We start from the raw sequence: 26,011 nt of genomic DNA on the forward strand, positions 1-26,011 counted from the left end.
CAGTCGCTGAGGCTTTCAAGTTGCTTGCGGCGCCCCTCACCCCAACCCCTCTCCCGGCGGGAGAGGGGCTCAATCACTGGATACGAATATGCTCAAGATCAACAATCTCCACGCCAGCATCGCCGGCAAAGAAATCCTCAAAGGCCTGTCGCTGGACATCCAGCCGGGCCAGGTGCACGCCATCATGGGGCCCAACGGTGCGGGTAAATCCACGCTGGGCAATGTGCTGGCCGGGCGCGACGGCTACGAAGTCAGCGCAGGCGCCGTGCAGTTCGAAGGCAAGGATCTGCTCGACCTGCCGCCGGAAGAGCGCGCCGCCGCCGGCCTGTTTCTGGCCTTCCAGTACCCGGTGGAAATCCCCGGCGTCAACAACACCTACTTCCTGCGCGCCGCACTCAATGCGCAGCGCAAGGCGCGTGGCGAAGACGAGCTGGACTCGATGCAGTTCCTCAAGCTGGTGCGCCAGAAGCTCGCCGTGCTGCACCTGAAGGACGAGCTGCTGCATCGCGGCGTCAACGAAGGCTTCTCCGGCGGCGAAAAGAAACGCAACGAGATCTTTCAGCTGGCCGTACTCGAGCCCAAGCTCGCCATCCTGGACGAAACCGATTCCGGCCTGGATATCGATGCGCTCAAGAGCGTGGCCGACGGCGTCAACGCACTGCGCTCGCCAGAGCGTTCGTTCCTGGTCATCACCCACTATCAGCGCCTGCTCGACTACATCAAGCCGGACGTGGTGCATGTGCTGGCCGACGGCCGCATCGTGCAGAGCGGTGGCCCGGAACTGGCGCTGGAACTGGAGCAGCACGGTTACCACTTCCTGAAGGACCGTGTGGTGCCTGAGGTTGCCGCCTGATGAGCGCCCTGCTCGACTCCCTGGCACGCGGCTTCCGTGGCGACGACGCGCGCCGCGCCGAGCTCGATGCTGCCTTGCAGACCGGCCTGCCCGGTCCGCGTGCCGAAGCCTGGAAATACACCTCGTTGCGGCAGCTGGAGCGGCGCAGTTTCCAGCCCGCACCGCTGGTGCCGACGCTGGTGGATGCTGCCGCACTGGACGACATCCCGTCGCCGCGTCTGGTCTTTGTCAACGGCCGCCCGTCTGAAGCGCTGAGCGATCTGTCGACGCTGCCGGATGGCGTGCAACTGGACACCTTGTCTGCGTCGTTGGCCGCAGGCGACGACATGCAGCAGTTGCTCGGCCGCCGCTTCGACGGCAGCGACGCCATCTTTGCGCGCCTGAATGCAGCGCTGGCCGACGAAGGCGCGCTGGTGCGCGTGCGCGAGGGTGCGCAGATCGCGCTGCCGCTGCATCTGGTGTTCGTCAGCGTGGCCGGCGAGCACGATCTGGCCTGGCATCACCGCCACCTGATCGAATTGCGTGCCGGCGCTGCGCTGAACGTGGTCGAGCATCATCTGCATGTGGGCGACGCCGCGCATCTGGCCAACAGCGTGATGCATGTGCACCTGGCCCAGGACGCAGCGCTCTCGCACGCACGCGTGCAGGCCAACAGCCCACACGCCACCTCGCTGCTGCGCACCGACGCGGTACTGGCGCGCAACGCGCGCTACCAGCGTGTGGATCTGGAGCTGGGCGCGGGCCTGTCGCGGCACGAGCTCAACGTGCGTCTGGAAGGCAACAACGCGCACCTCACTGCCAATGGCGTACTGCTTGGCAATGGCCGTCGTCATGTCGACACGCGTTTGGGCATCGAGCACATCGCCCGCGACACCGCTTGCGAGCTGGTATGGCGCGGCGTGGGTGCAGACCGTAGCCGCGTGGTGTTCCATGGCGGCATCCACATCCGCGCCGGCGCCGACGGCAGCGATGCGCGGCTGTCAAACAAGAATCTGCTGCTGTCGTCCAACGCCGAAATCGATACCCAGCCGGTGCTGGTGATCGATGCCGACGAAGTGCAGGCCGCACACGGCGCAACAGTGGGTCAGCTCGACGACAATGCGCTGTTCTACCTGCGCTCGCGCGGGTTGCCGCAGGCCGACGCGCAGCGCCTGCTCAGCGCTGCGTTCTGCCATGAACCCTTGCGCGTGCTGCCGGCCGCCATGAGCGCAGTGCTGGCATTGCAGCTGGACCGCGCGTTGAACTCGGCAGGCGTGGCATGAATATGCCGGCCGTTCCGCCCAGCGCAGCCCCCGACTGGGACCGCGTGCGCCTGGATTTCCCGCTGCTGATGCGGCAGGTGCACGGCAAGCCGCTGATCTACTTCGACAACGCCAACACCGGCCAGAAGCCGCTGCAGGTGATTGCGGCCACCGACGAGTTCTACCGCCGCCAGAATGCCAATGTCAGCCGCGCCGTGCATGCGCTCGGCAGCGAAGCCACCGATGCGTTCGAGGGCGCGCGCAGCAAGCTGGCGCGCTTTCTCAACGTGCGTGCCGACGAGCTGGTGCTGTGCAGCGGCACCACCTTCGCGATCAATCTGGTGGCCTATTCGTGGGCGTTGCCGCGGCTGGGTGCTGGCGATGTGATCCTGATTTCGCGCATGGAGCACCACGCCAACATCGTGCCGTGGCAACTGGTGGCGCAACGGACCGGCGCGACCATCCGCGTGGCCGAGATCACCCCCGATGGTGCGCTGGATCTGGACGCACTGCGCAAGGCGATGACGCCGGACGTCAAACTGCTGGCGATCACCCACGTGTCCAACGTGCTGGGCACGGTCAACCCGGTGCGCGAGATCTGCCGCGACGCGCGCAAGCGCGGCATCGTCACGGTGGTGGACGGCTCGCAGGCCGCGCCGCATCGGCGTATCGATGTGGCCAGCATCGGCTGCGATTTCTATGCCATCACCGGCCACAAGATGTGCGGCCCCACCGGTACCGGCGCGCTGTGGGCACGCCGCGAACATCTGCAGGCAATGCCGCCATTTCTGGGCGGCGGCGAGATGATCAAGGAAGTCAGCTTCGAGAACACCGTTTTCAACGATGCGCCGCACAAGTTCGAAGCCGGCACGCCGAACATCGCCGGCTTCATCGGCCTGGGCGCGGCAGTGGATTACCTGGAGTCGGTCGGGCTGGCGCACGTGGAAGCGCGCGAGGCGGAACTGCTCGCCCACTTCACCGAAGAGCTGCAGCGCATCGATGGCCTGCGCATCTTCGGCACCACACCGGACAAGGCGGCCGTGGTGTCGTTCCTGATCGAAGGCGCGCACTCGCACGACCTGGCGACCCTGCTCGACCTGGAAGGCGTCGCGGTCCGTTCCGGCCAGCACTGCGCGCATCCGCTGCTGCAGTACTACGGTGTCGCGGCCACCTGCCGCGCCTCGCTTGCGTTCTACAACACGCACAACGAGATCGAGCGCTTTGTTGCAGCGTTGAAGAAGGTGCGGACGTTGCTTGGGTGAGTAAGAGACCCGTCACTTCTGTGTGCCGTTGCGGTTCCTTCTCCCGCCGGGAGAAGGTGCCCCGAAGGGGCGGATGAGGGTACGTGCGAAGCCTGGCGTTGTTCGACTGCACGAGCGCTTCGCTCCGTACCCTCACCCCAACCCCTCTCCCGGGGGAAGAGGGGCTTTATCCCGCATTGATGATTTTTGCGTTGACTTACGGTGTACGGCGCGGTGGATTTCGCACGCAGGAGAAGTATGTTGTGCATCTCTACGCACAACCGACCAAGCTCCAGCAACCCCAAAACTCGATTCCCGACTCCCCGATTCTCGCTAAACTGCCCTCCATGCAGACCACCACGTTCCGCACCGCCACCGTCGATGACATCGACGCCCTTGTCCAGTTGGTGACCTCGGCCTATCGCGGCGACAGCAGCCGTGTCGGCTGGACCACCGAGGCGGATATTCTCGATGGCGCGCGCATCGATCCGGTCGTGCTGCGGCAGGACATCCTGCGCGAACGCAGCCTGGTGTTGCTGGTCGAGCAGGATGGCCGGCTGGTGGCGTGTGCACATATCGCCGACGACGCAGGTGCCGGGTACTTCGGCATGTTTGCGGTCGATCCATCGCTGCAGGGCGGCGGGCTCGGCAAGACGCTGCTGGCCGAAGGCGAGCGCATCGTGGCGGCCGAATGGAAGCTGCCGGTGATGCGCATGACCGTCATCGATGTGCGCAACGAACTCATCGCCTTCTACGAACGCCGCGGCTATCGCCGCACCGGCATCCTCAAGCCGTTCCCGTACGGCGACGAGCGCTTCGGCGTGCCGCTGCGCCAGGATCTGCGCTTCGAAGTGCTGGAAAGGTCGCTGGACGACACCGCGGCATGAGCGAGACCTGGACCTTTGTCTGCGCAAGCGACGCGTTGCTACCCGGCGAACTGCAGACCGTGTGGGATGAAGTGACCGACGCGCCCATCGTGGTGTTCAACCTCGACGGCGAGCTGTACGCGCTCGAAGACCGCTGCAGCCACGAGGACTACGAGCTGTCACCGGGCAGCTTCGACCCGGTGGCCGGCACCATCGAGTGCCAGCTGCACAGCGCGCGCTTCGATATCCGCGACGGTCGCCCCCTGTGCGCGCCTGCGTACACCGTGGTGCCCAAGTTCCCGGTCAAGCGCGAGCACGACGGCATCTGGACGCGTGACGACCGCTGAGGCGGCTGCCGTCCAACCCGCAATCCCGACGCTAGAGCCCGCTCATGGGCGGGCGGCTTGCGCCATCGGTCGGCGAAGATTGCAAAAAAGAATGATTTGCATTTAAGATCGCAGCCCTTCAGGTCTTCTTAACATCTGACCTGCCCTGCGATCCCATGCGCCCTGCACTGTCCGATACCTTCGCTCTGCGTCTTGTTCGCCTGCGCTTCTCAGCGCGGCGCGGCTGCGCGTGCGGTGAACGACCGCCGGGCGCGACGGGCTAGCGACGCACGTACACCCTTCCGCATCCGCCGAGCCATCGCCAGGCCGGAGCCTTGCTTTCCTTTTCGAGACGTCTCATGACTCCCAGGATTTCCCCGCTCACCTCGGCCGTGCTGTTGACCCTGTCCGCTCCCGTATTCGCCCAGCCCGGCGAGGCGCCGGCGCCCCCGGGTGCGGTGGATCTGGATGCCATCCGGGTGCAGCAGGAACGCGCGCAAAAGCCGTCCTCGCCCAAGTACACCGAAGCGCTGCGCGACACTCCGCAGACCATCACCGTGGTCACCAAGCAGACCATGGACCAGCAGAATCTGCTGTCGCTGCGCGATGTGCTCAGCACCCTGCCCGGCATCACCTTCGGCGCGGGCGAAGGCGGCGGCGGCTATGGCGATAGCATCAACCTGCGCGGCTTCACCGCCAGCAGCGACATCACCACCGACGGCGTGCGCGACAGCGCGCAGTACAGCCGCAGCGACACTTTCAACCTGGAAGCGGTGGAGTTGATCAACGGCGCCAACTCGGCGATGTCCGGCGCCGGCTCGGTCGGCGGCAACATCAACCTGGTGACCAAGACCGCCGGGCAAGGCGACTTCACCAACGTGCTGATCGGCGGCGGCAGCGACCGCTACGGCCGCCTCACTGCCGACAGCAACTACGACTTCGAAAACGGCACCGCCGTGCGCCTGAACGCCATGGGTCACACCCAGGACGTGCCGGGCCGCGATGAAGAATTCCGTCACCGTTGGGGCTTTGCGCCGTCGGTGGCGTTCGGCCTGGGCTCGGACACCCGCTTCACCCTGAGCTACCTGCACCAGCACGACAACAACCTGCCGCAGTATGGCGTGCCGTTTGCGCTCAGCCCGTTCAACGACGGCCCGTTGCCGGGCGTGGACCGCGAAACCTATTACGGCTATCGCAATCTGTCGCGTCAGGAGATCGACGTGGACATGCTCACCGGCGTGCTGGAAATGGACTTCGACGACAACGTCAAACTGCGCAGCCTGGCGCGCCTGCAGCGCGTGGACCAGACCACCACCGCCACCGCACCGGAAGGCACCTGGTGCCTGCCCAACAACACCAACGCCTACACCGGCCGCGCCTGCGTGGGCCAGCCGCCGTCCACCTGGAGTCCCAACAGCGGCCCGCGCGGGCTGGTGCGCGACACCGAAAACTTCATCGCACATAGCCAGACCGACCTGACCGCCACCCTGCACACCGGCGCGATCGAACATCGCATCGTGGCCGGCGTGGCTTTCAGCAAGGAAGACTTCGAGCTGGATAGCGGCAGCATCTTCCGCAATGCCGACGGTTCCACCACCGGCATCACCTACCCGCTGCAGACCTTCGACAACCCGTACAACATCTGGACCGGCCCGCAGAACTATTTCCGCACCGGACGCAGCAAGGGCAACCTGACCAATCAGGCGGTGTACCTGTTCGACACGCTGCAGTTCAACGAGCAGTGGATGCTCAACCTGGGCGCCCGCTACGAGCACAACGAAGGCGACAGCACCACCTACACCGTCAATGCCGCCGGCAATGTCACTGGTGTGACCCCGGGCTTCCCGGCCGGCAGCGAAGAGGACCTGTTCTCCTACCGCGCCGGCCTGGTGTTCAAGCCGGTCGAAAATGCCAGCCTGTATCTGTCCTATGCCAACAGCAAGACGCCGTCCAAGGTCTCGGTCAATGGCTCGTGCACGCCCATCGCCACTGCCACCGCCGGCGCCAACTGCAATGTCGAACCGGAAAGCGCGGTCAATATCGAACTCGGCGGCAAGTGGGATGTGTTGAACGAGCGCCTGGCACTGACGGCGGCGGTGTTTCGCAACGAGCGCGAAAACTACAAGGTCAACAGTGGCGACCCGCTGATTCCCGAGCAGGTGCTCGACGGCAAGGCACGCGTGGACGGCATCGCACTTGGAGCGGCCGGCTACCTGACCGAGCGTTGGTCGATCTTCGCCAACTACACCTTCCTGGATAGCGAAGTGCTGCAGAGCGTGTCCAACCGCACCGCCAGCCTCACCGGCGACCCGATCGCCGGACGCGAACTGGTGCAGACCCCGCGCAATGCCGGCAATCTCTGGACCACCTATCAGCTCAACCAGTGGACCTTCGGCTACGGCGTCAACTACCAGGGCAGCTTCTATCCGAACAACACATCGACCGCGGTCTACCGCAAGACCGACGCCTACTGGGTGCACCGTGCGATGGTCGGCCTGCGCGTCAACGACTGGCTCAGCCTGCAGTTGAACGTCAACAACCTGTTCGACAAGGAGTACTACACCAGTATCCGCAACAATCTCACCGTCAACGCCGCAGGCACCGTCACCGCCGGCAGTGGCTGGGCGTTGCCGGGTGATGGCCGCTCGGCGGTGTTGAACGCCACCTTCAGTTTCTAACCTTCCGGCATGCCGTTCGCGTAGTGCGGGCGGCGTGGAGACCAGCGCATGTTGTTGCCCATTCCCGATGTCTTGACACCCGTGCAGCTCAGCGCATTGCGCGCGCGGCTGGACGCGGCCGATTGGGCAGATGGTCGCATCACCGCCGGCCATCAATCCGCGCAGGCCAAGGACAACGCGCAGCTGCCCGAAGACAGCGCCATCGCACGCGAAGCCAGTGCGCTGGTGCTGGAAGCACTCTCGCGCAGCAGCACGTTCTTTTCGGCGGTGTTGCCGCGCAGGATCTATCCGCCGCTGTTCAACCGCTACAGCGGCGGGCAGTCGTTCGGGTATCACGTCGACAACGCGGTGCGGTACGACCGCAGTCGCGGTGGCGCCGAGCCGGTGCGCACCGACGTCTCCGCCACGCTGTTTCTCAGCGACCCGGACAGCTACGACGGCGGCGAGCTGGTGATCGAAGACACCTACGGCACCCAGTCGGTGAAGCTGCCGGCCGGGCATCTGGTGATCTACCCCGGCACCAGCCTGCACCGGGTCATGCCGGTAACCGGTGGCACACGCGTGGCGTGTTTCTTCTGGACGCAAAGCATGCTGCGCGATGCTGCGCAGCGCCGCCTGTTGTTCGAACTGGACGTCTCGATCCGCCGCCTCACCCAGGACACGCCCGGCCATCCCTCGTTGATCCAGCTCACCGGCGTGTATCACAACCTGTTGCGGCAATGGGCTGATGTCTGAGCCGCCGCTGGACACCGCGCAGCTGACCGCGTTGTTGCGCACGCACCCGGAGCAGGCACGCGCGCTGTTGCACACCGCCGCTGCGCGCCAGGATGTGAGCGCACAACTGCTGCTCGCGCAGATGTACGCCGAAGGTCGCGGCATTGCCGCAGATCCGGCTGCGGCGATGCTGTGGTACGAAGTGGCCGCCAATGCCGGCCAGGCCGATGCGATGAACCAGCTGGGTCGCTGCCACGAACTGGGCTTTGGCACCGCCAGCAACGAGATATTGGCCGTGTTGTGGTATCGCCGCGCCGCCGAACACGGGCTGGATTGGGGCAGGTACAACCTGGCGCACATGTACGCCTCCGGGCGCGGCGTGGCGCAAGACCACGCGCAGGCATTGGCGCTGTATCGCCGCGCAGCCGAAGGCGGACATGCCAAATCGATGAACTTCCTGGCGCGCTATCTCGATCAGGGCCTGGCCTGCGTTGCCGACCCGGTGGCCGCGCGCGCGTGGTATCGGCGTTCTGCCGAAGCCGGCGATTTCCGCGGCCAGGCCGGCTACGCCACCCTGCTTGCCGACAGCGGCGAGCTCGGCGATGCCGAGCGCTGGATGCGCCGTGCCATCGCAGGTGGCCACGCCGGCTTTCTGCAACAGCTCACGCCGCTGCTGGCCGGCGCGCACCATCCACGCCTGCGCGCGTTGCTGCACGAGGTGGCTGCACGGCAGCTGCAACTGCAGCCCCGCGTTCGCGCAGACGTGGCCTGAGCGCAGCATGTCGACACCGACCCACACGCCCCTCGCCAGCGCGCAGCAACGCCGCGGTTTCTGGCTGCGCATGCTGCATCAGTGGCACTGGATCAGCTCGGCGCTGTGCCTGATCGGCATGCTGTTGTTTACTATCACCGGGCTGACCTTGAACCACGCTGCACGCATCGAGGCCAGCCCATCGACCGAACAGCGCACGCTGACGCTGCCGCCCGCCCTGCTCAACACCTTGGACAAGCGGCAGGACGGCAATGCACCGCTGCCGCCGCGCGTGGCGCAATGGCTGGGGCGCGAGCTGGACATCAGTATCGGCACGCGCAGTGGCGAATGGTCCGCGGACGAGGTGTATGTCGCGCTGCCACGCCCCGGCGGCGACGCCTGGCTGAGTCTGGACCGCAGCACCGGCGCGGTCGAATACGAACGCACCGGGCGTGGCGCGATCGCCTATCTCAACGATCTGCACAAGGGACGCAATGCCGGGCCGGCCTGGGGCTGGTTCATCGACGTGTTCGCCATCGCCTGCCTGGTGTTCTGCATCACCGGCCTGTTCCTGCTGCATCTGCACGCACGCCAGCGGCGCATGACCTGGCCGTTGGTCGGGCTGGGCCTGTTGATTCCGCTGCTGCTTGCCCTGCTGTTGATTCACTGACCTTTTCTACCGGAGACGATCATGCGCGCCACCTTGACCATCGCTTTGAGCGGCCTGCTCGCCATGCCGGCGTACGCTGCCACGCTCGACATCAACGTGGAGATTCCCAAGCTCAATGTCGCCGAATACCACCGCCCGTACGTGGCGATCTGGGTGGAAGGCGCAGACCAGAAGGTCGCCGCCAATCTGGCGGTGTGGTACCAGTCCAAGGACACCGCCGAAGGCCACGGCACCAAGTGGCTGCCGGATCTGCGCCAGTGGTGGCGCAAGAGCGGCCGCACGCTGAACGTGCCGGTCGATGGTGTCAGCGGCCCCACCCGCCCGGCTGGCGCGCATGCGCTGTCGTTCTCCGACACCAAGGGCGCATTGAAGTCGCTGCCAGCCGGGCAATACACGCTGGTGGTAGAAGCCGCGCGTGAAGTCGGCGGCCGCGAACTGGTCAAGGTGCCTTTCACCTGGCCGGCCACATCCGCACAGACAGCAAAAGCCAGCGGCGGCACCGAGCTCGGTGTGGTCAGCCTGGTTGCAAAGCCCTGAGCGCTGCACGGCCGTTGTCCACACTGTGCAATGTGTCGTGCGTCGTTGTACAAGGCGCGCCCTGCGCGTTACGCCAAGGCTAATCGCGCAAGATCCATCGTTTTCCACGCATCCACGCAGCGCTGCAGTCTCGCGCTGATCAGACACGTGACCCATCGTTGTCATCGTCTTTCAAGGAGTTGTCATGAAACGTTCGCTCGTCCTGATCGCCATGCTTGCCGCACTGCCGGTCAGCGCACTCGCCCACAAAGTCTGGTTGTTGCCCTCGCAGACCGTCATCGCCGGCGAAGCGCCGTGGATCACGGTGGATGCCGCAGTTTCCAATGACCTGTTTTACTTCAACCATGTGCCGCTGCGGCTGGACAACCTGAGCATCACCGCACCCGATGGCAGCGCGCTCAAGCCGGAGAACCCTGCCACCGGCAAGTACCGCAGCGTGTTCGACCTGCAGCTCACCCAGCCCGGCACCTACAAGCTCGCCATCGTCAACGCCGGCCTGTTCGCCAGCTGGAAGGAAGACGGCAAACCCAAGCGCTGGCGCGGCAATGAAGCCAGCTTCGCCACCGAAGTGCCGAAGAACGCCAAGGAATTGCAGGTGTCGCAATCGTTCAACCGGGTGGAAACCTTCGTCACCCGCGGCGCACCGACGACCACGGTGTTCAAGCCCAGCGGCAAGGGCATCGAGTTGATTCCGGTGACGCACCCCAACGATCTGGTCGCCGGCGAAGCCGCGCAGTTCACCCTGCAGCTGGACGGCAAACCGGCCGCCGGGCTGGAAATCGAAATCGTGCGTGGCGGCACCCGGTATCGCGATGCGCAGAACGAGATCAAGCTGAAGACCGATGCCAAGGGCGGCTTCAGCGTAACTTGGCCGGACGCGGGCATGTACTGGCTGGAAGCCACCAGCGAAGACCGCAAGACCTCGTTGCCGCAGGCCAAGCAACGTCGCCTTGGCTATGTCGCCACGCTGGAAGTGCTGCCGCAGTAAGAGTAGCTAAAAACGACTGCGCTCGCCGCCAGGCGGGCGCGGCCGGTGCCCGGTGCGGCATGTGCCACGCGTACGCTCCGGTGCTGAGCGCGCCGCACGCACCCGTCTGACGACTGCGCGCCAGGCGTTGTTTGCCGCTCCAAGCTACCAGAGGCGGCAGGAAATGCACGTTTGCTGCATCCTGCCGCTCCCTGCTCCTCACACGATCACGCCATGCCTGCAGCGCCTTCCTCCGACCACGACATCGCCACCCTGGGCGGCCGCAGCATGGGCACTACCTGGAGCGTGAAACTGGTGGCGCCACGCGGGCGCGACCTGCACCCGCTGCACGCAGGCATCCAGGCCGCGCTGGATCGCGTCGTGGCGCAGATGAGCACCTGGGAGGCCGATTCAGACATCAGCCGTTACAACCGCGCCCCGGCCGGTCACTGGCAGACCCTGCCCGACGATTTCCACACAGTACTGCGCGCGGCGCTGCAGATTGCCCAGGCCAGTGGCGGCGCCTTCGATCCGACCGTCGGCCCGATGGTGGAGCTGTGGGGCTTCGGCGCCTCCGGCGGAAGACAACGGGTGCCGTCACGCGAGCAGATCGCGCTGGCCAGCCTGCGTTGCGGCTGGCAGCGGCTGGATCTGCAGGAAAGGCGCCTCCTGCAGCCTGGCGCAGTGGCACTGGATCTGTCGGGCATTGCCAAAGGATTCGGCGTAGACAGCGTGCACCGCGCGCTCGTGCAGGCCGACATCGCCAGCGCCTTGATCGAGGTGGGCGGCGAACTGTTCGGATACGGCCGCAAGCCGGATGGCAGCACGTGGCGGGGCTTGGTCGAATCCGCACCCGACGAAGATGCCGGCGCAGCCTTGCCGGCACGCGTCCTCGCGCTGGATGGCCTGGCGGTAGCCACCTCGGGCGATCGCTGGCACCGCTTCGATGCCAACGGCACACGCTACGCGCACACCTTCGACCCGCGCACCGGCGCACCGGTGCCGCACGCCCCCGCCGCCGTCACCGTGCTCGCACGCGATGCGATGCACGCCGATGCCTGGGCCACGGCAATGACCGTACTCGGCATCGTTAACGGCCTTGCTTATGCGCGCACTGCGCACCTTGCGGTGCGCTTTCTATCGCGCAGCGAAGGTGCGCTACACGAATCGCTGAGCCCTGCCTTCGAACAGTACCTGGCTGCTTCATGAGTCTTGCAACGCCCCGCGCCCTGCTCGGCAATGGCCTTGCGTTGCTGGCCTTGACGGCGCTGCTCGGCTGGTTCGGCAGCCTGCATGACGGCGCATGGTGGAGCCCGCCGACGGAGCATCGCTGGCAACTGGCTGCACTCGGCATGGCGGTATACGCCGTGCTCTGCGTCATCGTCGCGTGGCGCACGCGCGTCATCGCACAACCCGGCGCTGCCAGCGGCGTGCTTGTCGCCTGGGCAAGCCAGACCGGGTTCGCACGCGAGCTGGCCGAACGCAGCGCCACCGCACTGCAATCGGCAGGCGTGGGCGCATACGCACTGCCGCTGGACGCCGTGGATGCCCACCAACTCGCACGTGTGCCGCAGCTGTTGTGCATCGTCAGCACTACCGGCGAAGGCGATGCACCGGATCACATGCAGGCAGCCGAGCGCGGCTGGCTTGCAGGCGACGGCCAGGATCTGGCTGCAGTGCGTTACGCCGTGCTGGCGCTGGGCGACCGGCGTTACGCGCAGTTCTGCGCGTTCGGCAGGCGCCTCGACGAACGTCTGCAGGCACGCGGCGCCATGCCGGTGTTCGCGCGCATCGATGTCGACAACGCCGACCCACGTGCACTGCAGCAATGGCAGCGACAGCTGGCGGAACTGGCGCCGGCGCTTGCGACGCAGCCGGATTGGAGCGTGCCGACCTATGCGGCCTGGCAGCTGCGCGAGCGTGTCCATGTCAATCCCGGCAGTGCCGGCGCGGCGATCTACCGCCTGCGGCTGACGCCGTGCGATGGTCACTTACCGACCTGGAAGGCAGGCGACATCGCCGAGGTCGCCCCGCAACATCCACCCGCTACCGTGGATTCCTGGTTGCAGCAGCATCGGCGCGATGGCGAGCAGCGTATCGACAACCGCACACTGCGCGACTGGCTCAGCGGTGCGCAGCTTCCTGCAGATTCGGCCGCAGCCGTTGATATGGATATGGATATGGATAGGAAAGCAGCCGAAAAGGGAGCTGCCAGGGCGGACGCAAAAATAGCTGCAGAAGTAAATGCGGCTGTAGGTACACAAGTAGATGCAGTCGTAGCTGCAATCACCGCAGATGGAGATGCGGATGCGGATGCAACTGGAACCGCGGCTGCGGCTGCGGCTGCGGCTGCGGCTGCAACATCATCGGCCACTGCGGAGACAACTCCAGGCATCAGCAGCGCAACACCACTGGACGCACCGACGCTAGTGCGCAACCTGGTCGCCCTGCCTCATCGCGACTACTCGCTCGCGTCCATCCCTGACGACGGGCATGTCGAGCTGCTGGTACGCGAGCACCGGCACAGCGACGGTAGCCTGGGCCTGGGAAGCGGCTGGCTGTGCGTGCACGCACCGATCGGCGTGCCGATCGCATTACGCCTGCGCAGCAACCCCGGTTTCCATCCGCCTGCACCGGACCAGCCCATGCTGCTGATCGGCAACGGCACCGGCATCGCTGGCCTGCGTGCACATCTGCGCGCACGCATCGCTGCCGGCGCACGGCGCAACTGGCTGGTGTTCGGCGAGCGCAACGCCGCGCACGATGCGCTCTACGCCGACGAACTGCAGCACTGGCAACAAACCGGTTGGCTAGAACGCCTGGACCGCGTGTACTCGCGCGACCAGGATCAACCCGCACGCTACGTGCAACACGCACTGGCTGCAGCCGCCGACGACGTGCGCCGATGGGTCGAACAAGGTGCCTGCCTCTACGTCTGCGGCAGCCTGCGTGGCATGGCACCGGAGGTAGACCAGACGCTGGACAACATCCTGGGCGCCAATGCCCGGCAGCAACTGCTGGAAAACGGCCGCTACCGACGCGACGTTTACTGACCTGGAGGCCGCGCCGCTGGGCTGCCGTTCGAACCGATAGCCAGCGCGCGCGTCGCAGTATCCAGAGCACGATCTGCAAGTCGCGGTCAGATGCATATCCAACGCGCCCGGACTGCACGCCGGCAGTGTGGATTGCCGCCACTGGCCAACCCGCCACGTGCAGAACTCAGTCAGCCCTGTGCCCTGCTGGCTCAATGCCAGCAAGCGGACTCACCCGGATCGCCAACAATTCGCCACCGCCGTCGAGAACATAGCGGGTGCGCGCCGCAGCGCTCAGCCACGCAGTATCGCCGGCCACCAATGGCGGCAACGCGCTATCGCGCCCAAAGCTCGCCTGGCCGGCAAGCAGGTGGATCGCCCACGCGCTGCCCGGGTCTGCAAAGAACAACATGGTGCCGACCAGCGGACGATGCAGCAGCTCGGTCTGCAGCAGATCGCGCCGCCACAGCAGATTGAAATCCAGGGTTGGACCATCGAGCAGCGTCGCATGCACCGCGTCTTCGCCAGCAAAGCGGACCCGCTGATACGGCGGCAGGAGTTCGGCGACACGCCCACCGCTCGCAACACTGATGTCGGCATCGCTGTGCGCGTCAGCACTGTCGTCGAGGTTGGCGTTGCTGTTGCTGTTGCTGTTGCTGTTGCTGTTGCTGGCGTAGACGCTGACGTCGGTACCATCACGCTCGCCACCAGCAGGACCGGAGCCGGCATTGCCATTGCCACCACCGAACCGCAACCGCATGCCATTGCCCTGCAATAGCACCAATTCGCGATCGATCCCCGGAAATGCAGAAAACAGAGCATCGTGCTCTATCTCGGCAATAGACAGACGCAGCGACCACGCATCCGCATCGCCCAGACGCAGGATTTCGCGTGTCCAACCCAATTGATTGCGCCACCGCTCGCGGCGGTATTCATTGGCCGGAATCACCCGGCTGCTCAGGTCTGTCAGCTGCATCCGAGCATTGTGCCCGAAGCCTCACGCCATCCGTTGCCAGCTCGCTTACCTGCCCAAGCAAAAGGAATCTCCGAATGACTCCGGCTTCCATGGCGGCTAACAAAACGAATGCGCTGCTGACCGACGGGCGTGCCAGTGATCGGTACGGGCATATACAACTGGATCACCCTGGTGTTCGATCACCCTGCCGTCGGGTCGCCGTCCATATCAGCCTGGCATCTGCCCGCTACGCGCGGCTGGCAACCCTAAATACCTTGCAGCTGGACGATCCCAAAATCCTTGGGCGCCCAAACGAAAAACGCCCGGCTGCACATCCAAGTGCAACACCGGGCGATTCCACGTCCTTGTCGGCTTCCAGCCATCCCCCGGACATCCTGTCCAGTTAGGTTGCGGCCACGCATCCTCGCGTCGAACCGTATCTCGGATCCCTTCCCCTTAACGCCGTCCCACCGGTTTCACCGCCGCCCCCTTGGCAGCCTTCTTGGCGGGAGCCATCGTGGCTCCTACTTCGATCAGGTCTCGATTCCGTTCGACCGTCTTGAGTCCGATGCCCTTGACCAGTGCCAGTTCCTCGGCACTTTTGAAAGGACCGTTTGCCTGACGGTGCTCGACGATTGCCTCGGCTTTTGATCGCCCGACATTCGTCAGCACCTTGTCCAATTCCTCAGCAGACGCGGTGTTGATATCGACCTTGTCGAGTGCATACGCATTCGAGGACAACAGCAACGCCAGTAGCAGGGACTTCAGGACTACGGTAAATGACTTCATTGCAACGCTCCTTGTGGCTTGGGTGATGGTCCTAGCCAGCATTCCTGCCGGCGGAGCCAGTGTCCCGCGCCACATGCAGCAATCCTATCGCCAACGAACTTTTCACACAGCAGGTGAACTGCGCGCCGCCTTGTAGGGAAATGCCTACCCTCTGACGCGGGCGTAGAATGTTTGATTACGTCACGCATTCGGAGCCTTCATGGACAGCGCCAAGATCGACCAATTCATCAGCGACACCTGGGACCGCGAGATCGTCCCGCAACTGGTCGATTACATCCGTATTCCCAACAAGTCGCCGATGTTCGACGGCGATTGGGTGGCCCATGGTTACATGGAGCAGGCGGTCGTGTTGATGGAAACCTGGGCGCGCGCGCAGGCCATCGACGGCATGCAGGTCGAGGTGGTGCGCCTGGAAGGCCGCACGCCGCTGATCTTCATCGAGATTCCGGCCACCGGCCCTGAATCGGGCGAGGACACCGTGCTGCTGTACGGGCACCTGGACAAGCAGCCGGAAATGACCGGCTGGGACGCCGACCTTGGCCCGTGGGAACCGGTACTGCGCGACGACAAGTTGTACGGCCGCGGCGGCGCCGACGACGGCTACGCGATCTTCGGCTCGCTGGCCGCGATCCTGGCGCTGCGCAACCAGGGCCTGTCGCACGCGCGTTGCGTGGTGCTGATCGAAGCCTGCGAAGAGTCCGGCAGCTACGACCTGCCCGCTTATGTGGATCACCTGGCCGCGCGCATCGGCAAGCCGTCGCTGGTGGTGTGCCTGGACTCGGGCTGCGGCAATTACGAGCAGCTGTGGTGCACGACCTCGCTACGCGGGCTGACCGGCGGCAACCTGACCGTGAAGGTGTTGGAAGAAGGCGTGCACTCGGGCGATGCCTCCGGCGTGGTGCCGTCCAGCTTCCGCTTGCTGCGCCAGTTGCTCTCGCGTATCGAAGACGAAACCAGCGGCCGCATCCTGCTGGACGGCCTGCACGTAGATGTGCCGGCCGAACGGCTGGCGCAAGCAAAGGCTGCAGCGGCGACGCTGGATACCGCCATCTTCGACAAATTCCCGATGGTCGATGGCCTGGTGCCGATGTACGAGGACCTGACCGAGCTGGTGTTGAACCGCACCTGGCGCCCTGCGCTGTCGATTACCGGTGTGGACGGCATGCCGCCGCTGGCTTCGGCCGGCAACGTGCTGCGTCCGCAGACGGGGGTAAAACTGTCGCTGCGGCTACCGCCAACCGCCGATGGCAAGGCCTGCGGCGAACTCCTGAAGGAAGCATTGCTGCGCGATCCGCCGAACGGTGCGCAGGTAACGCTTGAACTGGAAAAGGCCTCGTCCGGCTGGAATGCGCCAGCCATGGCACCGTGGCTGGAAAAAGCCATCGACGACGCCAGCCAGGCGTTCTTCGACAAGCCGGCCATGTACATGGGCGAAGGCGGCTCGATCCCGTTCATGGGCATGCTGGGCGAGAAGTTCCCCGGCGCGCAGTTCATGATCACCGGCGTGCTTGGCCCGCACTCCAATGCACATGGCCCGAATGAGTTCCTGCACATCCCGATGGGCAAGCGCGTCACCGCCTGCGTGTCGAAGGTGATCGCCGATCATCACGCGGCCTGTCTGCGCGGCGAGACCAGCGGCTCGCCGGTGGCGGCCGACAGCGGCACCCGTCATGGCGGGCATGGGTGCTGTTGAGTCAGCGGTTGAACCGATGCATGCGGTTGGCGTGCATCGGTCGATGGGAAAGCTGATTGGCGGTGAGTAGCGGTTCGTGCGGGTGCTTGGGTGGCGGGTGCTTGGGTGGCTGGTGGTTCGGCGGGCTGGTTTGGCGATCAGGCTCGCTGGTGCGGCTTGGCTGGAAGACTTCACCCCTCGCCTGGCCCGTACCCTCACCCCAACCCCTTATCTCTTGGCGATCTGCCAGATTAGGTGTCGAGAGCCGGCGTGGTCGACCGATAACCCACAGGTCTAAACAACCGCGGGAGAGCGAGGTCGCCACGCCGGGATCTCCTGGCAAACGCCCGAACAGTTGCTGGAGTTGGCACTCGTAACGATCAGGCTGGGCAGCCCAGGAGAGCTCTCGACCCTTCGAGCATAGCGGAGTTTTTCCATGGCATACGGCGTAGGTATCGATGTCAGCAAGCAGTGGTTGGATGTGCATGTGCATGGCTGCAAAGGCGAACGGCGCTTCCCCAACACGGCGGCAGGTCTGCGCCAGCTGCGCAGCTGGCTGGGACACATGGAGCTGCACCAGGTGGTGCTGGAGGCCACGGGCGGCTACGAACTGGCAGCGCTGGATGCGCTGCATGTGGCCGGCCTGCCGGTGGCGCGTGTGAACCCTCGCCAGGCGCGTGACTTTGCCAAGGCCATCGGCCAACTGGCCAAGACCGACACATTGGATGCGCGTGTGCTGGCGCAGATGGCGATGGTGGTATCACTCACGCCCTACCAGCCGCTGGAAGGCTGGCGCCGTCAGCTGCGCGAGTACCAGCAGCGCCGCACGCAGGTGTTGGCGACGGTGCAGCAGGAGCGCCAGCGGCTGTCTCAACTGACCGATGTGTGGCTGCGCAAGCGGGCGCAGGCCGGCGTGCGGCAATGGCAAAAAGAGCTGGCGGAGCTAGATGCGCGCATCGCCCAACAGGTGGCTGCACGTGCCGAGCTGGAGGTGCTGGTCCAGGTCAAGGGCGTCGGCCCGGTGCTGGTCGCGACCTTGGCGGCGCAGCTGCCCGAGCTGGGCCGTCTCACCGGCAAGGCGATCGCCAAACTGGTCGGGGTGGCGCCGCTGGCACGCGACAGCGGCACGTTGCGCGGTGCCCGCAGCATCTGGGGAGGACGCGCCTGCGTGCGGCAAGTGCTGTACATGGCGGCGCTGGTGGCGGTGCGCTTCAACCCGGCCCTGCGCGAGTTTTACCAGCGGCTACGCACGCAGGGCAAAGCGGGCAAGGTCGCCCTCGTGGCGGCGATGCGCAAATTATTGGTCATCCTCAACGCCAAGATGCGAGATCAACTGGCGGCTAGCGCCGCCAGTTGATCAAGACAGTTGCTCTCCCGATGGGAGAGGGACTTAGGATCTGCTCCTCTTCGGGAGAGTTTGGTAGTGGCTTGTTGATGCAGAGCCGTTGCTTCCCTGAAGCGTCGTCCGCAACGCCTTTGTTTCGCAAACTTCATCCGCGACATTTTTATGCGGACATAGAACATGCCTCCTGGGAAGCGGATGGTCGGGGAGATGGCCTTGCCCGAAGTCAAAAGCGCACAGCGGCAGAAGCCGATCAATATGCTTTTCTGAAGCCTATGCATCGGCACGGTCGCTCCTGCGCCCGCTGCGCCAGGCAGCGACATCCGAAATGCTAGGCTGCCGATCCCGTCCACTTGCGGTGCTGCGATGAACACTTTGTTTGGGAGCGACAGCTGGCTCTACATCTTGCTGGTCGGTTTTGTGGTCGGGCTGCTGGCCCGCTTCATTACGCCAGGGACGCAACGCCTGGGCTGCCTGCTGACCATCGTGCTGGGCATCGCCGGTGCCGTGGTGGCCAGCTGGTTTGGGCGCTACATGGGGTGGTACCGCGCGGGTGAGCCGGCCGGTTTCCTCGGCGCATTGCTCGGGGCGATCGCCATCCTGGCGTTGTTGCGGTTGTTCAGCGGCAGCAAGCGCTGAGCCCTGCAATCCGCGTCTTGCCCGTTTTATTCATCACTTCACTACACCCATTCAATTCATGACGTCACTCCATCCGGATACCGCGCGCGACGCGCTTCGCCTGCGTTGGGCACAACAGGCGCTCGACGATCCACAAGTGTCGCTGCAGCGCGCATCGGTCGATGCGGGGTTTCGCAGTTACTGGCGCACGCAAGGCCGCGGTGTGGATCGCATCTTGATGGATGCGCCGCCACAGCTGGAAAATGTGGCACCGTGGCTGCGCATGCATGCGCTGTTGGGCGCGCACGGTGTGCGCGTGCCGCAGGTGATTGCGCAGGACCTGGAGACCGGATTCCTGCTGCTGGAAGATCTTGGCGTGCCCACGCTGGCGCAGGTGCTCACCGAGGCCAACGCCGATGACGTGCTGGATGGCGCGATCGGCCAGCTGCTGTTGCTGCAACAGATCCCGCCACCTTCCGCCAGCGGCGTGTTCGGTGAAGCGCTGCTGCAACGCGACGCGGGTTTGTTCGAAGAATGGTTCCTGGGCCGCCACCTGGGCGTGCACCTGGAGTGCAGCCATGCCGAGCAGTTGCAACTGGTGCAGCGCCGTTTGATGCACAACGCGCTCGCGCAGCCGTGCGTGTTCACCCATCGCGATTTCATGCCGCGCAATCTGATGCCGGTGCCCGATGGCCCGGCGGTGCTGGATTTTCAAGATTGCGTGATCGGCCCGATTGCCTACGATCCGGTGAGCCTGTTCAAGGACACCTCGGTGAGCTGGCCGATCGCGCGGGTGGATGCCTGGCTGGAGCGCTACCACGCACGTGCCGCAGCGGCTGGATTGCCGGTGCCGCCGCTGGCGCAGTTTCTGCGCGATGCGGACTGGATGGGCGTGCAGCGGCATCTGAAGAATCTGGGTATTTTCTCGCGCCTGAGCCATCGCGATGGCAAGCATTGGTATCTGGAGAACGTGCCGCGTTTCATCGCGTATCTGGACGAGGTGCTGCCCCGCCATGCCGAGCTTGCGCCGCTGATCGGCCTGCTGGACGAGGTGATCAAGCCCGCATTGGCAGCACGCGCGCAGCAGGTCACGACATGAAAGCGCTGATCTTTGCGGCAGGATTCGGCGAGCGCATGCGCCCGCTCACCGAGCGCACGCCCAAGCCGCTGCTTTCGGTCGGCGGCATGCCGTTGATCGTGTGGCATCTACGCAAATTGGCGGCACTGGGCGTGGACGAGGTGGTCATCAACACCTCATGGCTGGCCGAGCAGTTTCCGCAGGTCCTGGGCGACGGCAGCGCGTTCGGTCTACGGCTGACCTATTCCTACGAAGGTGCGACGCCACTGGAAACCGGCGGCGGCATGCTGCATGCGCTGCCGCTGCTGGGCGATGCACCGTTTCTGCTGGTCAATGGCGACATCTGGACCGATTTCGATTTTGCCCGCCTGTCGCGTGCGCCGGCAGGAATGGCGCAACTGGTGCTGGTCGACCAACCCGCATATGCAGCGCGTGCGGATTTCGCACTGGACGCCGATGGCAAGGTACGCGCCGATCTCCCTGCTACGCATACCTACGCCGGCATCGGTGTCTATCGGCCGGCGTTGCTACGCGACTGGCAATCGGTGATTGGCCCGCTGCCAGCACAGGGCAGCACGGCGCCGCGGTTTGCGCTGGCGCCCATCCTGCGCGCACAGATGGCGGCAGGCCTGATCGACGGTATCCACCATGCCGGACGCTGGACCGATGTCGGAACGCCGCAACGATTGGCGGCGCTGGATGCGCAGTTGCTGCACGAGGGCGGCTGATCGCGACCACACCGCTACAACGCCCGGCCGCGCACCGTGCATTGCTTGCACCATGCACAACGACCATCCCGATGGGTTCTTGCCCGCTCGCCATTTGCGGGACCCTGATCGGCATGGATGCAGCGCCAGGGCCTACATGGACGTACTTGCGGCGTGTCCCGCGATGATGGGCGGGCAAGGGCCTTGCAGCAGCGCCACAGACCCTCTGCTCTGCAAGCTCTAGGCGATGTGCCTCAAGTGCCAGGACACTGCGACAGATGTGCTGATGGGAGGCGCCAGGCAGCCCGTGTCTGCGTAGCGGTGCGAGTGGTAACGCTGTCAGCTGCTCGAAGAGCCACGATCCTCAAGCACCCGCCGCAAAAACGGCACCGTGATGCGGCGCTTGGCGGCCAGCGATTCGCGATCCAGCCGATCCAGCACGGCCACCAGCCCGGCCAGTTCGCGCTCGCTATGGGTCAGCAGCCAGTCGATTGCAGCGTCGTCCAGGGCCAGGCCGCGACGCTGCGCGCGGTCGCGCAGCACCGCCGCGCGTGCGGCATCGTCGAGCACCGGCAACCCGATCCGGATGCATTGCGACAGCCGCGAACGCAGATCGGGCAACACCAATGGCAATCCGTCGGGCATCTGCCGTGCGGTGTACAACAGCGTGCTGCCGGCCGCGCGGGCGCGGTTGTGGAAATCGAACAATGCCACTTCGTCGTCGCGCCGCCCGGCGATGTTTTCCACGCCATCCAACGCGACCAGGCTGCGGCCTTCCAGCGCTTCGAGTGCATCGCGCAAACGACCGGCGGCGGCCTGCAGCGGCAGGTAGGCAGCCGTGCGCCCGGCCTGCACGGCGGCCGCGCATAGCGACAAGGCCAGGTGTGTCTTGCCGGTGCCGGCCGGGCCGGACAGGTACAGCCAATCGCTCACCTGCCCGGCCGCCAGCGCCTGCAATTGCGCAAGCAGGCCATCGGGTGCGGCGATGTAACTGTCGAAACGCTGATCGGGTGGCGCGCGCAACGCCAGTGGCAATTGCGGAACGCTCACAACCGCTCTGCGTCCTTGCCGGGGTCGATGATCTCGCTGCGCTCGGGCGTGGACTGCAGCACGATGCCGGAACGCTCGCCCGCATACAGATCGCTGCGGGTGTACTGCTCATGCGCATAGCGCAGCAGCACGTTGGCCACCGCCGCCACCGGCAACGCCAGCAGCATGCCCAGGAAGCCGAACAACTGGCCGCCGGCCATCACCGCGAAGATCACCGCAACCGGATGCAGGCCGATCTTGTCGCCGACGATCCGCGGCGTGAGCACATAGCTTTCCAGCAACTGGCCCACGGTGAACACCACGCCCACGCCGATCAGCAACTTCAGGTCCAGCCCCTGCGCCTGCACGATGGCCGCCAGCAGTGCGAGCACGATGCCGGTGGTCGCGCCCAGGTACGGGATGAAGCTGATAAGGCCGGCAATGATGCCGATCAACAGGCCAAGATTGAGCCCGATGATGGACAGGCCGGTAGCGTAGATCGCACCCAGCGCCAGCATCACCAGGAACTGCCCGCGGATGAAGCCACCCAGCACGTCGTTGGATTCCAGCGCCAGCCGGCTCACGGTGCCGATGTAGGCGCGCGGAACCACTGCAGCCACCCGTTCGACCAGGCGGTCCCAGTCGCGCAGGAAATAGAACGCCAGGATCGGCAGCAGCGCCAGGTTGATCACCCAGGTCACCATCGCAAAGCCCGAACGCTGCACGTAGCCGAAGAAGGTCTTGGCAGCGCCGCCGGCCTGTTCCCAGTGGCTGCGGATCCAGTCGATCAGCCGCTCCGGGTCCAGCCAGCCCATCAGTTCCACGCCGGTCTTGGCTTCCAGCCACGGGATCGCCGTGCTGATCGCCCAGGTGCGCATCTGCGGCAGCGCATCGATCAAGGTCATGATCTGGCGCTCGATCATCGGCACCAGAATCATCAGCGCCAACACGAAGATCAGCGTTGCCAGCACGAACACCAGCACCACCGCCACATTGCGCGAGCGCCCGGCGCGTTCGATGCGGTCCACCAGCGGGTCGCCCAACCATGCCAGCAACAGCGCCAGCACGAACGGGGTCAGGATCGGGGACAGCAGCGAGACCACCCACAACACGCCGACAATCACCGCTACCCATTTCAGGCGACGCAGGAACTGGGCAATTTCGGCTTCGGGAGTCAAAGTCATTTCAGGCGGTACTCGGCGTGCTCGTTTTCGAGAATGATCGGGCCCTCGGTCGGTACCGAGACCGAGACCAGCGGGCTGTTGTCGCCGAGCATACGGTTCAGGCCGGAAATGCCCGTGAGCAATTCCAGATCCAACTCCATGCGGTCGCCATTGGCGCTGACCGGGCGGATGCTGCGCACCACCGACACGCCCTGCAAGGCAGCCGATACCCGCAGGTAGTCGTCAGCGCTGCTGATGCCGGTGATCACCGCGCGATAGACGCCGGGCACGCCCGAATCCACGCGCTTGGCGTAGCGCTTGACCAAGGCATCGGCGGCGCCGTCGGCACCGGCGGCCATCGCGCGGCGGGCATCGCCGTCGCTGCTGGTCCAGCTGGACAGCACGTTGCCGTTGTCCACGAACACCCAGTCGGCGATCCAGCCGTCGGCGTTGCGGTAGAGCTTGCCGATCAACTGCATCGGCGGGCTGTACTTGGCGGACGCGCGCGACACTGCGGCGGTGTCCCTGCGCCAGATTGCGCCGGCCAGCGCCTGCTCGGCGGCAGCGCCGCCCGGCAGACCGAGCCGGTAGCCGCGCTCGATGGCACGGTCGAGCACGCTACGCGCCGCGTTGGCCTGGGTCAGCCCGACCAACCGCGGGCCGCTGCCGTCGTCGATGGCCAGCCACAGCACCGGCTTGGGCCGCGGCAATGGCCACACCGGCAAGCCGAGTGCGGCGATCAGGCCATCCACATCCGATTGCCGGAAGCGCGCCACCAGGGTGGTCCGGAAGGTCGGCGCGCCAGTGCGCGAGGTCCCCTGATCCTGGCGGTAGTCGTAGTGGTCGACGTAATTGGGCGCATTGCGCAGCGCCTGCGGCACACCGGGGCGGCTCATTACGCCGCGGTCGCCGGAGACCTTGCCCAGCACCGCGCCCAGCGCGCGCGCCAGTGCGCCGGGGCGATCGGATTCGCTCTGGCTGTTGACCGGCACTTCGGCATCGTAGGCACTTTGCGCCTTGGCAACGTCGCCCTCGGTGCGCAGATCTGCCTGCGCAAAGGCCGGAGCGACGGGCATTGCGACCACGAGGGCGAGAAAGAAAGCGAGACTGCGGCGCATCGACGGTTCCATGACATAAGCGTATCCGGGTGAATTGTTGCCCGAATGGGGCGCTAGCGCCAACGTGGCTGCTAAAATTGCCGCCTTTACTGCCGAGCCACCCCCGCCCGTGACCAGCCAAACGCCTTCCAGCCCCTCGCCCATGACCTACCGCGACGCGGGTGTCGACATCGACGCCGGCAATGCGTTGGTCGAACGCATCAAGCCGCTGGTCAAGCGCAGCTTCCGGCCGGAGGTGATGGGTGGCCTGGGCGGCTTCGGTGCACTATTCGACCTGTCCGGCAAGTACAAGGAGCCGGTGCTGGTCTCCGGCACCGACGGCGTCGGCACCAAGCTCAAGCTGGCGCAGCAACTTGGCCGCCACGACACCATCGGCATCGATCTGGTCGGCATGTGCGTCAACGACGTGCTGGTGCAGGGCGCCGAGCCGTTGTTCTTTCTGGACTATTTCGCCACCGGCAAGCTGGACGTGGACACCGCTGCGGCAGTGGTCGGCGGCATCGCACGCGGCTGCGAGCTGTCAGGTTGCGCACTGATCGGCGGCGAGACCGCTGAAATGCCCGACATGTACCCGCCGGGCGAATACGACCTGGCCGGCTTCACCGTCGGCGCAGTGGAAAAATCGCAGCTGCTGGATGGCGCGCAGGTGCGCGCAGGCGACGTGCTGATCGGCATCGCCTCGTCGGGCCCGCATTCCAATGGCTATTCGCTGATCCGCAAGATCTACGAGCGTGCCGGTGCGCCGGCCGAGCACGTGCTGGACGATGGCACCCGGTTGATCGATGCGCTGATGGCGCCGACCGCGCTATACGTCAAGCCGGTGCTGGCGCTGCTGAAGTCGCACGGCGAATCGATCCATGCCATGGCGCACATCACCGGGGGCGGGCTCACCGAAAACATCATTCGCGTCATTCCCGACGGACTGGGCCTGGACATCGACGCCAGCGCCTGGACGCTGCCGCCGGTCTTCGCCTGGCTGCAGCGCGAGGGGGCGGTGGCCGATGCCGAAATGTGGCGCACCTTCAACTGCGGGATCGGCTTCGTGCTGATCGCCGCGCCCGCGCAGGCGGCCGCGCTGGAACAGGCGCTGGACGCGCAGTCGCTGGCCCATTGGCGCATTGGCGAGGTGGTGCCGGCGCATGGTGATGAGCGCGTGCGCATCGGCTGAGCGAGGAACCTGCATGGACGCGCCCCCACTCACACCGCCGGCGTTGGCATCGGCCAGCGCCGACGACGTGCAGCATTTCAAGCTGCTGTCGATCTTTCATTACGTGCTGGCCGGCATCACCGGGCTGTTCTCGTTGTTCCCGCTGATCCACCTGTTCATGTGGCTGGCCATCGTCACCGGGCAATTGCCGATGCAGGGCAGCAATGGAGAAGCGGCACCGGATGAACTGCGCTTGTTCGGCTGGTTCTTCGTGGTGTTTGCGGCCGCGCTTATCCTTTGCGGCCTGATGCTGGCCGGTTTCATGGCCTACGCCGGGCGTTGCATCGCCCAGCGCAGACGGCATCTGCTGTGCCTGATCGTGGCCGGCATTTCCTGTTCCTTCATGCCGTTCGGCACCGTGCTTGGCGTGTTTACGCTGGTGACGTTGCTGCGTCCTCAGGTCAAGGCTCTGTTCGGTGCCGGCACCCCTGCTGTCTGAGACGCCCGTGAGCACACT

25 protein-coding genes and 1 other RNA gene are annotated in these 26,011 nt (G+C 65.4%); 21 read left to right on the top strand and 5 right to left on the bottom strand.

The window, feature by feature from the left end:
• The first annotated feature begins 88 nt into the window (after nt 1-88).
• From sufC to M3O59_RS14125, 14 genes are all read left to right on the top strand, one after another.
• Entirely contained in the window at nt 89-853 is a 765-nt protein-coding gene (gene sufC / locus M3O59_RS14060; RefSeq protein ID WP_116906616.1) for a Fe-S cluster assembly ATPase SufC, read from the top strand.
• Nucleotides 853-2,115 carry a Fe-S cluster assembly protein SufD gene (gene sufD / locus M3O59_RS14065; protein ID WP_116906615.1) on the top strand — a complete coding sequence of 421 codons (1,263 nt, stop codon included), beginning with the start codon at nt 853-855 and terminating at the stop codon, nt 2,113-2,115. The genes sufC and sufD overlap by 1 nt, the downstream gene beginning before the upstream one ends.
• Entirely contained in the window at nt 2,112-3,356 is a 1,245-nt protein-coding gene (locus M3O59_RS14070; RefSeq protein ID WP_116906614.1) for a cysteine desulfurase, read from the top strand. Before sufD ends, M3O59_RS14070 begins: the two co-directional genes overlap by 4 nt.
• A 326-nt stretch (nt 3,357-3,682) precedes the next feature.
• The gene (locus M3O59_RS14075; protein WP_116906613.1) at nt 3,683-4,222 is read left to right on the top strand and encodes a GNAT family N-acetyltransferase; all 540 of its coding nucleotides are present in this window, start codon (nt 3,683-3,685) and stop codon (nt 4,220-4,222) included.
• On the top strand, nt 4,219-4,548 hold the full coding sequence (locus M3O59_RS14080; RefSeq protein WP_116906612.1) for a non-heme iron oxygenase ferredoxin subunit: 330 nt from the start codon (nt 4,219-4,221) through the stop codon (nt 4,546-4,548). The genes M3O59_RS14075 and M3O59_RS14080 overlap by 4 nt, the downstream gene beginning before the upstream one ends.
• Nucleotides 4,549-4,886: 338 nt before the next feature.
• Nucleotides 4,887-7,205 carry a TonB-dependent receptor gene (locus M3O59_RS14085; protein WP_116906611.1) on the top strand — a complete coding sequence of 773 codons (2,319 nt, stop codon included), beginning with the start codon at nt 4,887-4,889 and terminating at the stop codon, nt 7,203-7,205.
• Between the two features lie 48 nt (nt 7,206-7,253).
• On the top strand, nt 7,254-7,940 hold the full coding sequence (locus tag M3O59_RS14090; protein ID WP_064632526.1) for a Fe2+-dependent dioxygenase: 687 nt from the start codon (nt 7,254-7,256) through the stop codon (nt 7,938-7,940).
• Nucleotides 7,933-8,691 (top strand): tetratricopeptide repeat protein, encoded by a 759-nt coding sequence (locus M3O59_RS14095; RefSeq protein ID WP_116906610.1) that lies wholly within the window; start codon nt 7,933-7,935, stop codon nt 8,689-8,691. Before M3O59_RS14090 ends, M3O59_RS14095 begins: the two co-directional genes overlap by 8 nt.
• Before the next feature lie 7 nt (nt 8,692-8,698).
• Nucleotides 8,699-9,340 carry a PepSY-associated TM helix domain-containing protein gene (locus tag M3O59_RS14100; RefSeq protein ID WP_064632522.1) on the top strand — a complete coding sequence of 214 codons (642 nt, stop codon included), beginning with the start codon at nt 8,699-8,701 and terminating at the stop codon, nt 9,338-9,340.
• Between the two features lie 21 nt (nt 9,341-9,361).
• Entirely contained in the window at nt 9,362-9,877 is a 516-nt protein-coding gene (locus M3O59_RS14105) for a DUF2271 domain-containing protein (protein WP_064632520.1), read from the top strand.
• A gap of 184 nt (nt 9,878-10,061) precedes the next feature.
• Nucleotides 10,062-10,865 (top strand): DUF4198 domain-containing protein, encoded by an 804-nt coding sequence (locus M3O59_RS14110; protein WP_064632518.1) that lies wholly within the window; start codon nt 10,062-10,064, stop codon nt 10,863-10,865.
• Nucleotides 10,866-10,924: 59 nt separating this feature from the next.
• Nucleotides 10,925-11,001: non-coding RNA, sX9 sRNA (locus M3O59_RS14115), on the top strand.
• A 77-nt stretch (nt 11,002-11,078) separates the two neighbouring features.
• Nucleotides 11,079-12,053, top strand: coding sequence for an FAD:protein FMN transferase (locus M3O59_RS14120; protein ID WP_147308557.1), 975 nt, complete (start codon nt 11,079-11,081; stop codon nt 12,051-12,053).
• Nucleotides 12,050-13,897 (top strand): flavodoxin domain-containing protein, encoded by a 1,848-nt coding sequence (locus M3O59_RS14125; RefSeq protein ID WP_249054409.1) that lies wholly within the window; start codon nt 12,050-12,052, stop codon nt 13,895-13,897. The genes M3O59_RS14120 and M3O59_RS14125 overlap by 4 nt, the downstream gene beginning before the upstream one ends.
• A 166-nt stretch (nt 13,898-14,063) precedes the next feature.
• Here M3O59_RS14125 and M3O59_RS14130 read toward each other — a convergent pair whose 3' ends face one another.
• Entirely contained in the window at nt 14,064-14,852 is a 789-nt protein-coding gene (locus M3O59_RS14130) for a HutD/Ves family protein (RefSeq protein ID WP_116906608.1), read from the bottom strand.
• Between the two features lie 435 nt (nt 14,853-15,287).
• A complete protein-coding gene (locus tag M3O59_RS14135) occupies nt 15,288-15,662 on the bottom strand; it encodes a ComEA family DNA-binding protein (RefSeq protein ID WP_006452365.1) in 375 nt (124 codons plus the stop codon).
• Between the two features lie 157 nt (nt 15,663-15,819).
• Between M3O59_RS14135 and M3O59_RS14140 the strand changes: the two genes are divergently transcribed.
• The 5 genes from M3O59_RS14140 to murU all read left to right on the top strand — a co-directional run bounded on the left by M3O59_RS14140 (nt 15,820) and on the right by murU (nt 21,058).
• Nucleotides 15,820-17,313 (top strand): M20 family metallopeptidase, encoded by a 1,494-nt coding sequence (locus M3O59_RS14140; protein WP_116906607.1) that lies wholly within the window; start codon nt 15,820-15,822, stop codon nt 17,311-17,313.
• 415 nt (nt 17,314-17,728) lie between these two features.
• Nucleotides 17,729-18,649 carry an IS110 family RNA-guided transposase gene (locus M3O59_RS14145; protein WP_373418974.1) on the top strand — a complete coding sequence of 307 codons (921 nt, stop codon included), beginning with the start codon at nt 17,729-17,731 and terminating at the stop codon, nt 18,647-18,649.
• Nucleotides 18,650-19,000: 351 nt separating this feature from the next.
• Nucleotides 19,001-19,273: a GlsB/YeaQ/YmgE family stress response membrane protein gene (locus M3O59_RS14150; protein ID WP_064632004.1), complete on the top strand. Its 273-nt coding sequence runs from the start codon at nt 19,001-19,003 to the stop codon at nt 19,271-19,273.
• Between the two features lie 58 nt (nt 19,274-19,331).
• A complete protein-coding gene (locus tag M3O59_RS14155; RefSeq protein WP_116905778.1) occupies nt 19,332-20,351 on the top strand; it encodes an aminoglycoside phosphotransferase family protein in 1,020 nt (339 codons plus the stop codon).
• Nucleotides 20,348-21,058, top strand: a complete 711-nt coding sequence (gene murU, locus M3O59_RS14160; RefSeq protein ID WP_064632010.1) for an N-acetylmuramate alpha-1-phosphate uridylyltransferase MurU — start codon at nt 20,348-20,350, stop codon at nt 21,056-21,058. The genes M3O59_RS14155 and murU overlap by 4 nt, the downstream gene beginning before the upstream one ends.
• Before the next feature lie 318 nt (nt 21,059-21,376).
• Here the strand turns inward: murU and hda are convergent, their stop codons facing one another.
• From hda to M3O59_RS14175, 3 genes are read right to left on the bottom strand one after another with little or no spacing between them, the layout of a single operon-like run.
• The gene (gene hda / locus M3O59_RS14165) at nt 21,377-22,087 is read right to left on the bottom strand and encodes a DnaA regulatory inactivator Hda (protein WP_116905779.1); all 711 of its coding nucleotides are present in this window, start codon (nt 22,085-22,087) and stop codon (nt 21,377-21,379) included.
• On the bottom strand, nt 22,084-23,250 hold the full coding sequence (locus M3O59_RS14170) for an AI-2E family transporter (protein ID WP_064632014.1): 1,167 nt from the start codon (nt 23,248-23,250) through the stop codon (nt 22,084-22,086). The genes hda and M3O59_RS14170 overlap by 4 nt, the downstream gene beginning before the upstream one ends.
• A complete protein-coding gene (locus M3O59_RS14175) occupies nt 23,247-24,359 on the bottom strand; it encodes a DUF2066 domain-containing protein (protein WP_064632016.1) in 1,113 nt (370 codons plus the stop codon). Before M3O59_RS14175 ends, M3O59_RS14170 begins: the two co-directional genes overlap by 4 nt.
• Before the next feature lie 22 nt (nt 24,360-24,381).
• Between M3O59_RS14175 and purM the strand changes: the two genes are divergently transcribed.
• Both purM and M3O59_RS14185 read left to right on the top strand, forming a co-directional pair.
• Entirely contained in the window at nt 24,382-25,515 is a 1,134-nt protein-coding gene (gene purM, locus M3O59_RS14180; RefSeq protein ID WP_181920539.1) for a phosphoribosylformylglycinamidine cyclo-ligase, read from the top strand.
• Between the two features lie 13 nt (nt 25,516-25,528).
• A complete protein-coding gene (locus M3O59_RS14185) occupies nt 25,529-25,993 on the top strand; it encodes a hypothetical protein (protein WP_116905780.1) in 465 nt (154 codons plus the stop codon).
• The last annotated feature ends 18 nt before the right edge of the window (nt 25,994-26,011 follow it).

It is taken from the genome of Xanthomonas nasturtii (genome assembly GCF_023337365.3).
Lineage (GTDB): Bacteria > Pseudomonadota > Gammaproteobacteria > Xanthomonadales > Xanthomonadaceae > Xanthomonas > Xanthomonas nasturtii.